Origin of the sequence: Pseudomonas sp. BF-R-01 (assembly GCF_019946615.1) — a bacterium.
Taxonomy (GTDB): Bacteria; Pseudomonadota; Gammaproteobacteria; order Pseudomonadales; family Pseudomonadaceae; genus Aquipseudomonas; species Aquipseudomonas migulae.
The window spans coordinates 1-7,973 of the sequence record NZ_JAGYFX010000166.1; the positions used below are offsets into that span (position 1 = coordinate 1).

The 7,973-nt window shown below is 60.5% G+C and carries 7 protein-coding genes; all 7 read left to right on the plus strand.

Going from position 1 to position 7,973, the window contains the following annotated elements:
• Nucleotides 1-100 precede the first annotated feature (100 nt).
• The 7 genes from hyi (at nucleotide 101) to KGB27_RS30200 (ending at nucleotide 7,837) form a co-directional block, all read left to right on the plus strand.
• Nucleotides 101-883: a hydroxypyruvate isomerase gene (hyi, locus tag KGB27_RS30170; RefSeq protein WP_008026777.1), complete on the plus strand. Its 783-nt coding sequence runs from the start codon at nucleotides 101-103 to the stop codon at nucleotides 881-883.
• Nucleotides 884-1,108: 225 nt separating this feature from the next.
• Nucleotides 1,109-2,002 (plus strand): 2-hydroxy-3-oxopropionate reductase, encoded by an 894-nt coding sequence (locus KGB27_RS30175; RefSeq protein WP_223416498.1) that lies wholly within the window; start codon nucleotides 1,109-1,111, stop codon nucleotides 2,000-2,002.
• 147 nt (nucleotides 2,003-2,149) lie between these two features.
• On the plus strand, nucleotides 2,150-3,430 hold the full coding sequence (locus tag KGB27_RS30180) for a glycerate kinase (RefSeq protein WP_008026780.1): 1,281 nt from the start codon (nucleotides 2,150-2,152) through the stop codon (nucleotides 3,428-3,430).
• On the plus strand, nucleotides 3,420-4,835 hold the full coding sequence (pyk, locus tag KGB27_RS30185) for a pyruvate kinase (protein WP_008039869.1): 1,416 nt from the start codon (nucleotides 3,420-3,422) through the stop codon (nucleotides 4,833-4,835). Before KGB27_RS30180 ends, pyk begins: the two co-directional genes overlap by 11 nt.
• Before the next feature lie 152 nt (nucleotides 4,836-4,987).
• Nucleotides 4,988-5,902, plus strand: a complete 915-nt coding sequence (locus KGB27_RS30190; RefSeq protein ID WP_223557314.1) for an urea transporter — start codon at nucleotides 4,988-4,990, stop codon at nucleotides 5,900-5,902.
• Nucleotides 5,903-5,923: 21 nt separating this feature from the next.
• Nucleotides 5,924-6,748, plus strand: coding sequence for an ion transporter (locus tag KGB27_RS30195; protein ID WP_192226077.1), 825 nt, complete (start codon nucleotides 5,924-5,926; stop codon nucleotides 6,746-6,748).
• Between the two features lie 93 nt (nucleotides 6,749-6,841).
• A complete protein-coding gene (locus KGB27_RS30200; RefSeq protein WP_008039863.1) occupies nucleotides 6,842-7,837 on the plus strand; it encodes a sulfate ABC transporter substrate-binding protein in 996 nt (331 codons plus the stop codon).
• The last annotated feature ends 136 nt before the right edge of the window (nucleotides 7,838-7,973 follow it).

Consider the following 7,973-nt stretch of genomic DNA (forward strand, 5'->3'; position numbering starts at 1 on the left):
AAGGCGTCGTGCCATTCAACATTGATGCCGACTGACACAACGCCTTCGCGGGCAAGCCTCGCTCCTACAGAGGGAGCTCACACATTTACGGGAGACCACCATGCCGCGTTTCGCAGCCAACCTGTCCATGCTGTTCACCGAACAGGACTTTCTCGCCCGTTTCGAAGCGGCCGCCAAGGCCGGCTTCAGTGGTGTCGAATACCTGTTCCCTTACGATTTCAGCTCCGCCGAGATCAAGGCCAAGCTCGACGCCAACGGTCTGACCCAGGTGTTGTTCAACCTGCCGGCCGGTGACTGGGCCAAGGGCGAACGCGGTATCGCGTGCCTGCCGGACCGGGTTGAAGAATTCCGCGCCGGGGTCGATCTGGCCATTGCCTACGCGCAAGTACTGGGCAACACCCAGGTCAACTGCCTGGCCGGTATTCGTCCACAAGGCGTCGACGATGCCACCGTGGAAAAAACCTTTGTCGCCAACCTCAAGTACGCGGCCGACAAGCTGCAAGCGGCGGGCATCAAACTGGTGATGGAAGCGATCAACACCCGCGACATCCCAGGGTTCTACCTGAACAACACGGCGCAAGCCCTGTCGATTCGCGAACAGGTCGGCAGCGCCAATCTGTTCCTGCAATACGACATCTATCACATGCAAATCATGGAAGGCGACCTGGCCCGCACCCTGCAATCGCACCTCGGTGAAATCAATCACGTGCAATTGGCGGACAACCCGGGGCGCAACGAACCAGGCACTGGTGAAATCAATTACCGCTTCCTGTTCGAACACCTGGACCGGATTGGTTATCAGGGTTGGGTCGGTTGCGAATACAAGCCGCTGACCACCACCGAAGCGGGCCTGGGCTGGCTGAAAACCCATAACGCGATCTAACACAGAACCCTGTAGGAGCTGGCTTGCCAGCGATGGCATCACGCGGTGTATCAGACAGACCGTGTCGCCTGGATCGCCGGCAAGCCGGCTCCTACAAAAGCACGCAATTCCTGTAGGAGCCGGCTTGCCGGCGATGGCATCACCGCGATGCAACAGACACACCGCGTCGCCCGGATCGCCAGCAAGCTGGCTCCTACAGAAAACTAATAAAAAGAGGATTTTCTCATGGCTAAAATCGGATTTATCGGCACCGGCATCATGGGCCACCCAATGGCGTTGAACCTGCAGAAAGCCGGTCACAGCCTGTTCCTGTCGGCGCACCACGATGCCGCGCCTGCCGACCTGATCGCCGGTGGCGCTGTCGCCCTGGCGAACCCGAAAGAAGTCGCGCAAGAAGCTGAATTCATCATCGTCATGGTGCCGGATACCCCGCAGGTCGATGACGTGCTGTTCCGTGCCGACGGCATTGCGGCCGGTGTCGGCAAGGGCAAAGTCGTCATCGACATGAGCTCGATCTCGCCCACCGCCACCAAAGCCTTCGCGGCCAAGATCAACGAAAAAGGCGCGCAGTACCTCGACGCGCCGGTGTCCGGCGGTGAAGTCGGTGCCAAGGCTGCGACCCTGAGCATCATGGTCGGCGGCGATGCCGATGCCTTCGAACGCGCCTTGCCGCTGTTCCAGGCCATGGGCAAGAACATCACCCTGGTGGGCGGTAACGGCGACGGTCAAACCGCGAAAGTGGCGAACCAGATCATCGTCGCGCTGAACATTCAGGCCGTGGCCGAAGCCCTGCTGTTCGCTTCGAAAAACGGTGCCGATCCAGCCAAGGTGCGTGAAGCGCTGATGGGCGGTTTCGCTTCGTCGAAAATCCTCGAAGTGCATGGCGAGCGCATGATCAAAGGCACCTTCGACCCAGGCTTCCGCATCAGCCTGCACCAGAAGGACCTGAACCTGGCCCTGCAAGGCGCCAAAGAGCTGAACATCAACCTGCCAAACACCGCCAACGCCCAGCAAGTGTTCAGCACCTGCGCGGCCATCGGTGGCAGCAACTGGGACCACTCGGCGCTGATCAAAGGCCTGGAGCACATGGCGAATTTCTCGATTCGCGATAAGCAGTAAGCCATTGCTCCCTGTAGGAGCGAGGCTTGCCCGCGAAGGGAGCGCCTCGGTGCAGCAGAAACACCGCGGTGTCCGGTTCGCGGGCAAGCCTCGCTCCTACAGGGGCAAATAGTTTTCCCCTAATAACAAGAATTCCGGGAGCCCGCCATGTCGGTCGATCCGCAACAATTCCTGCGTGAGCTGTTTGCCACAGCCATTGACGCGGCCCATCCGCAGCAAGTCCTCGAAGCTCATTTGCCCACTGACCGCAGTGGTCGCGTGATCGTCATCGGCGCCGGCAAAGCTGCCGCCGCCATGGCCCAAGTGGTCGAGCGCTGCTGGCAGGGTGAAGTGTCCGGCCTGGTGGTGACGCGTTACGGTCACGGCGCCCCGTGCGAAAAAATCGAAGTCGTCGAAGCCGCTCACCCGGTACCGGACGCCGCCGGCCTGGCCGTCGCCAAGCGCGTGCTGGATCTGGTCAGCAACCTGAGCGAAGACGACCGCGTCATCTTTCTGCTCTCCGGTGGCGGTTCTGCGTTGCTGGCCCTTCCGGCCCAAGGCATCACGCTCGCCGACAAGCAATCGATCAACAAAGCCCTGCTCAAATCCGGCGCGACCATCGGCGAGATGAACTGCGTGCGCAAGCACCTCTCGGCGATCAAGGGCGGCCGTCTCGGCAAAGCCTGCTGGCCCGCCACTGTTTATACCTATGCGATTTCCGATGTACCGGGCGACCTCGCCACGGTCATCGCTTCCGGCCCCACCGTGGCCGACCCGAGCACCTCCGCCGAAGCGCTGGCGATCCTCAAGCGCTACGACATTGAAGTCCCGGCGTCGGTGCGCAACTGGCTGCAAAGCCCGGAATCGGAGACGGTCAAACCCGGCGACCCGAGCCTGGCGCGCAGTCATTTCCAATTGATCGCCCGCCCACAACAGTCGCTTGAAGCCGCTGCAGTGAAAGCCCGTCAGGCCGGTTTCAGTCCGCTGATCCTCGGCGACCTGGAAGGCGAATCCCGCGAAGTGGCCAAGGTTCACGCCGGCATCGCGCGGCAAGTGGTCCTGCATGGCCAGCCATTGGCGGCGCCGTGCGTGATCCTTTCGGGCGGTGAAACCACGGTCACCGTGCGCGGCAATGGTCGCGGCGGACGCAACGCCGAATTCCTCCTGAGCCTGACCGACAGCCTCAAAGGCTTGCCCGGCGTCTACGCGCTGGCCGGCGACACCGATGGCATCGACGGCTCGGAAGACAATGCCGGGGCGATCATGACCCCGGACAGCTACGCCCGCGCCGCCGCCCTCGGTTTGAGCGCCAGTGATGAACTCGACAACAACAATGGCTACGGCTATTTCGCGGCGCTCGACGCGTTGATCGTCACCGAGCCGACCCGCACCAACGTCAACGACTTCCGCGCCATCCTGATTCTCGAGAGCACAAAAAATGACGCCTGATAAAAAGGTCAAAATCCTCGCCACCCTCGGCCCGGCCACCGACGGGATCGAAGACATCCGCGAGTTGGTGCAGGCCGGGGTCAACATCTTCCGCCTGAACTTCAGCCACGGCGATCACGCCGACCACGCTCAACGCTATCAATGGATTCGTGAAGTCGAGCGCCAACTGAATTATCCGCTCGGGATCCTGATGGACCTGCAAGGCCCGAAACTGCGGGTCGGCAAGTTCGCCGAAGGCAAGGTGCAGTTGCATCGCGGTCAGGCCCTGCGCCTGGACCTGGACCCGACGCCGGGCGATCAACGCAGGGTCAACCTGCCGCACCCGGAAATCATCGCCGCGCTGGAGCCGGGCATGGACTTGCTGCTCGACGACGGCAAACTGCGACTGCGCGTGGTCACCAAATACGCCGACGCAATCGACACCACGGTGCTCAATGGCGGCGAACTCTCGGACCGCAAAGGCGTGAACGTGCCGCAAGCGGTGCTGGAGTTGAGCCCGCTGACGGCCAAGGATCGTCGCGATCTGACTTTCGGTCTGGAGTTGGGCGTGGATTGGGTCGCGCTGTCGTTCGTGCAGCGCCCGGAAGACATTCGCGAAGCGCGTGAACTGATCGGCGACAAAGCGTTTTTGATGGCCAAGATCGAGAAGCCATCGGCGGTCACGCAACTGCGGGAAATCGCCGAATTGAGCGACGCGATCATGGTTGCCCGTGGCGACCTCGGCGTCGAAGTGCCCGCCGAAAGCGTGCCGCAGATTCAGAAGAACATCATCAGCATCTGCCGCCAACTCGGCAAACCGGTGGTGGTGGCGACGCAGATGCTGGAATCGATGCGTTTCTCCCCGGCCCCGACCCGCGCCGAAGTCACCGATGTGGCCAACGCCGTGGCCGAAGGTGCCGATGCGGTGATGCTGTCGGCGGAAACCGCATCCGGCGAATACCCGATAGAAGCTGTGCAGATGATGAGCAAGATAATCCGCCAGGTGGAAAACGGTCCGGACTATCAGACGCAACTGGACGTCAGCCGGCCGAAAGCCGAGGCGACCGTTTCCGATGCGATCAGCTGTGCGATTCGTCGCATCAGTAACGTGTTGCCGGTGGCGGTGCTGGTGAACTACAGCGAGTCCGGCACGTCGAGTCTGCGAGCGGCGCGGGAACGGCCGACGGTGCCGATTCTGAACCTGACGCCGAACCTGCAGACCGCTCGCCGCTTGACCGTGGCGTGGGGGGTGCATTCGGTGGTCAATGATCGTCTGCGCCAGGTGGATGAGGTGTGTTCGACAGCGCTGGAGATTGCGCAGGCGCAGGGCATGGCGCAGCGCGGCGACACGTTATTGATCACGGCGGGTGTGCCGTTTGGGCAGCCTGGGTCGACTAACTCTTTGCGTATCGAGACGTTGATCTAGAACGCCCATACCGGCCTCATCGCCAGCAGGCTGGCTCCCACATTGGTTTTGTGTCGATAACGAAATCAAGACTGAACGCAGATTCAGTGTGGGAGCCAGCCTGCTGGCGATGCTGGCGACTCGGTTTCACTGAAACACCCACAGACTTCATCATGCCTGCCAACCACTTCAACACCCACTGCCCCGATTGGGCGACTGCCCTGCTCAACGGCTTCAGCCAGATTTTCCTCCAGCGCCATCCGCTGTTTGGTCTGTTGTGCCTGCTCGCCATTCTATTCACCGCACCGGCCCTGCTCGGCGGTGCGCTGCTGGGCGGTGTCGCCGGTTTGCTCACCGCGCAACGTCGCCACTACGCCAAGGCTGATCGTCAGGCCGGGCTGTTCAGTTACAACGGTGTCCTGCTCGGTTTGCTGCTGAGCCTGTATTTCCCCTGGTCCGCGCTGTTGCCGCCGCTGATCATTGCTGCGGGCGGATTGAGCGCGATGCTCACTCAGCAGTGGCTCAAACGCATCCGGGTCAGCCAATACCTGCCGGCCTATACGGCGCCTTTCGTGGGATTGGGCTGGTTGCTGCTGTGCTTCGCCACCCCCTCGACCGAAGCCCATTTGATCGAAGTCAGTGCGTTGAACATGCTCCTCGCCCCCCTGAAAGGCCTCGGCCAGGTGATGTTCCTCGGTCATCCGCTGGCCGGTGCGATGATCGGCGTGGGTTTGCTGATCGCTGATCGCCGCGCATTCTGCTGGGCGATGCTGGCGTCTGCCGCGGGCATGGGCTGGAGCCTGCTGCATCAAGATTTCTATAGCGCATTGATCGGCCTCGGTGGCTATAACGCCGTACTCGCCGCCCTCGCCCTCAGCTCGCAGCGCCAGCAACCGTGGCTGCCGCTGATAGGCATAGTATCGGCGCTGTTGCTGACGCCGGTGTTTGCCGCCATCGGCCTGCCAACGCTGACCGCGCCGTTCATCCTCGCCTGCTGGCTGATCCGCACGGTTGTGCAAATGTTTGGCAAGACCACCGTCGCCGGTACGCCTTGCACTCTGGAGGAGAATCACCCTAGGCTGCGCTGATTCTCGATTCAGGCGTTATCCATGGACAGCAGCAAAAACTGGCGTGAAGACCTTTACGTCATGGTTTTCCAGAGCGACACCAAGGCCGGGCGGCGCTTCGACGGCATTCTGCTGTTGATCATCCTCGCCAGCATCGTCATCGTGATGCTCGACAGCATCGACACGATTCATCAGAACTACGCCAACGTGTTGGCGTACATCGAGTGGGGCTTCACGGTCATTTTCGCCATCGAATATGGCCTGCGCCTGTACTGTTCGCCCAAGCCGCTGCGTTATGCCTTCAGCTTCTACGGGCTGGTGGATCTGCTGGCGATCGTGCCCGGCATCCTCGCGCTGTATTACGCCGATGCGCAGTACCTGCTGATCATCCGGATCATCCGGATGCTGCGGATTTTCCGTGTGCTCAAGCTCAGTCCGTACCTCAAGCAAGCCAATTACCTGATGTCGGCGCTGCGTGGCAGCAAGCAGAAGATCGTGGTGTTTCTGGTCAGCGTCTGCACGCTCGTCACGGTGTTCGGCACGCTGATGTACGTGATCGAAGGCCCGGAGCATGGCTTCACCAGCATTCCCAAAGGCATCTACTGGGCTATCGTAACGCTGACCACCGTCGGCTTCGGCGACATCGTGCCGAAGACGCCCCTGGGCCAGGTGATTTCGTCGCTGGTGATGATCACCGGTTACTCGATCATCGCCGTGCCAACCGGGATTTTCACCGCCGAACTGGCCAACGCCATGCGCGGCGAACAGTTGCAACACGACTGCCCGGTGTGCAAGAAAAACAGCCACGAGCACGGCGCTGCATTTTGCTCGCGGTGCGGCAATGTGTTGTTCAAAAAACTGGAATAAGCAAAGTGCTTTTTAATCTTTAAAGGACTATACGAGCCCGGTTATAGTCGCTGGCAAATTGCCTCATATTTAAATTAGAACAAGGAATGCGCAGTGAAAAAACTCTTTGGCGCCTCACTTCTGGCCGCTGGCCTGGCATTGACCAGCGTTGCTCAAGCTGCACCAACCCTGCTCAACGTTTCCTACGACGTGATGCGCGATTTCTACAAGGACTACAACGCTGCCTTCCAGAAACACTGGCAAGCCGAGCACAACGAAAACATCACCCTGCAGATGTCTTTCGGCGGTTCGAGCAAACAGGCGCGCTCCGTGATCGACGGCCTGCCGGCTGACGTCATCACCATGAACATGGCCACCGACATCAACGCCCTGGCAGACAACGGCAAACTGGTGCCGGACAACTGGGTCACCCTGCTGCCGAACCACAGCGCGCCGTTCACCTCGGCCACGGTGTTCATCGTCCGCAAAGGCAACCCGAAAGCCCTGAAAGACTGGCCGGATCTGCTCAAGGACGGTGTGCAAGTGATCGTGCCAAACCCGAAAACCTCGGGCAACGGCCGCTACACCTACCTTTCGGCCTGGGGTTATGTGCTGAAAAACGGCGGTGACGAGAACAAGGCCAAGGCCTTCGTCGGCAAGCTGTTCAAGCAAGCACCGGTGCTGGATACCGGTGGTCGTGCGGCTACCACTACCTTCATGACCAACCAGCTCGGCGACGTGCTGGTGACCTTCGAAAACGAAGCGGAAATGATTGCCCGCGAGTTTGGCCGTGATCAGTTCGAAGTGATCTACCCAAGCGTCTCCGCTGAAGCCGAGCCGCCAGTGGCCGTGGTCGACAAAGTGGTCGAGAAGAAAGGCACCCGCGCGGCGGCCGAGGAATACCTGAAGTACCTGTGGTCGCCGGAAGGCCAGGAAATTGCTGCGGCAAACTACCTGCGTCCGCGTGATCCGGCGGTACTGGCCAAGTACACCGACCGCTTCCCGAAAGTGGATTTCCTGTCGGTAGAGAAGACCTTCGGTGACTGGCGCACCGTGCAGAAGACGCACTTCAATGATGGTGGGATCTTTGATCAGATTTACGCTCAGTAAACGCTGATAGCCCAATGAAAAAGGCGACCTTAGACGGTCGCCTTTTTTGTTTTTGTGTTCGCTGAAGTTCCCTGTGGGAGCGAGCCTGCTCGCGATGGCGGTGGGTCAATCACATTGATGGTGACTGATACACCGC

Coding starts and splice junctions, on each gene's coding strand:
- hyi (WP_008026777.1), top strand. CDS start 101: ATGCCGCGTTTCGCAGCCAACCTGTCCATGCTGTTCACCGAACAGGAC.
- KGB27_RS30175 (WP_223416498.1), top strand. CDS start 1,109: ATGGCTAAAATCGGATTTATCGGCACCGGCATCATGGGCCACCCAATG.
- KGB27_RS30180 (WP_008026780.1), top strand. CDS start 2,150: ATGTCGGTCGATCCGCAACAATTCCTGCGTGAGCTGTTTGCCACAGCC.
- pyk (WP_008039869.1), top strand. CDS start 3,420: ATGACGCCTGATAAAAAGGTCAAAATCCTCGCCACCCTCGGCCCGGCC.
- KGB27_RS30190 (WP_223557314.1), top strand. CDS start 4,988: ATGCCTGCCAACCACTTCAACACCCACTGCCCCGATTGGGCGACTGCC.
- KGB27_RS30195 (WP_192226077.1), top strand. CDS start 5,924: ATGGACAGCAGCAAAAACTGGCGTGAAGACCTTTACGTCATGGTTTTC.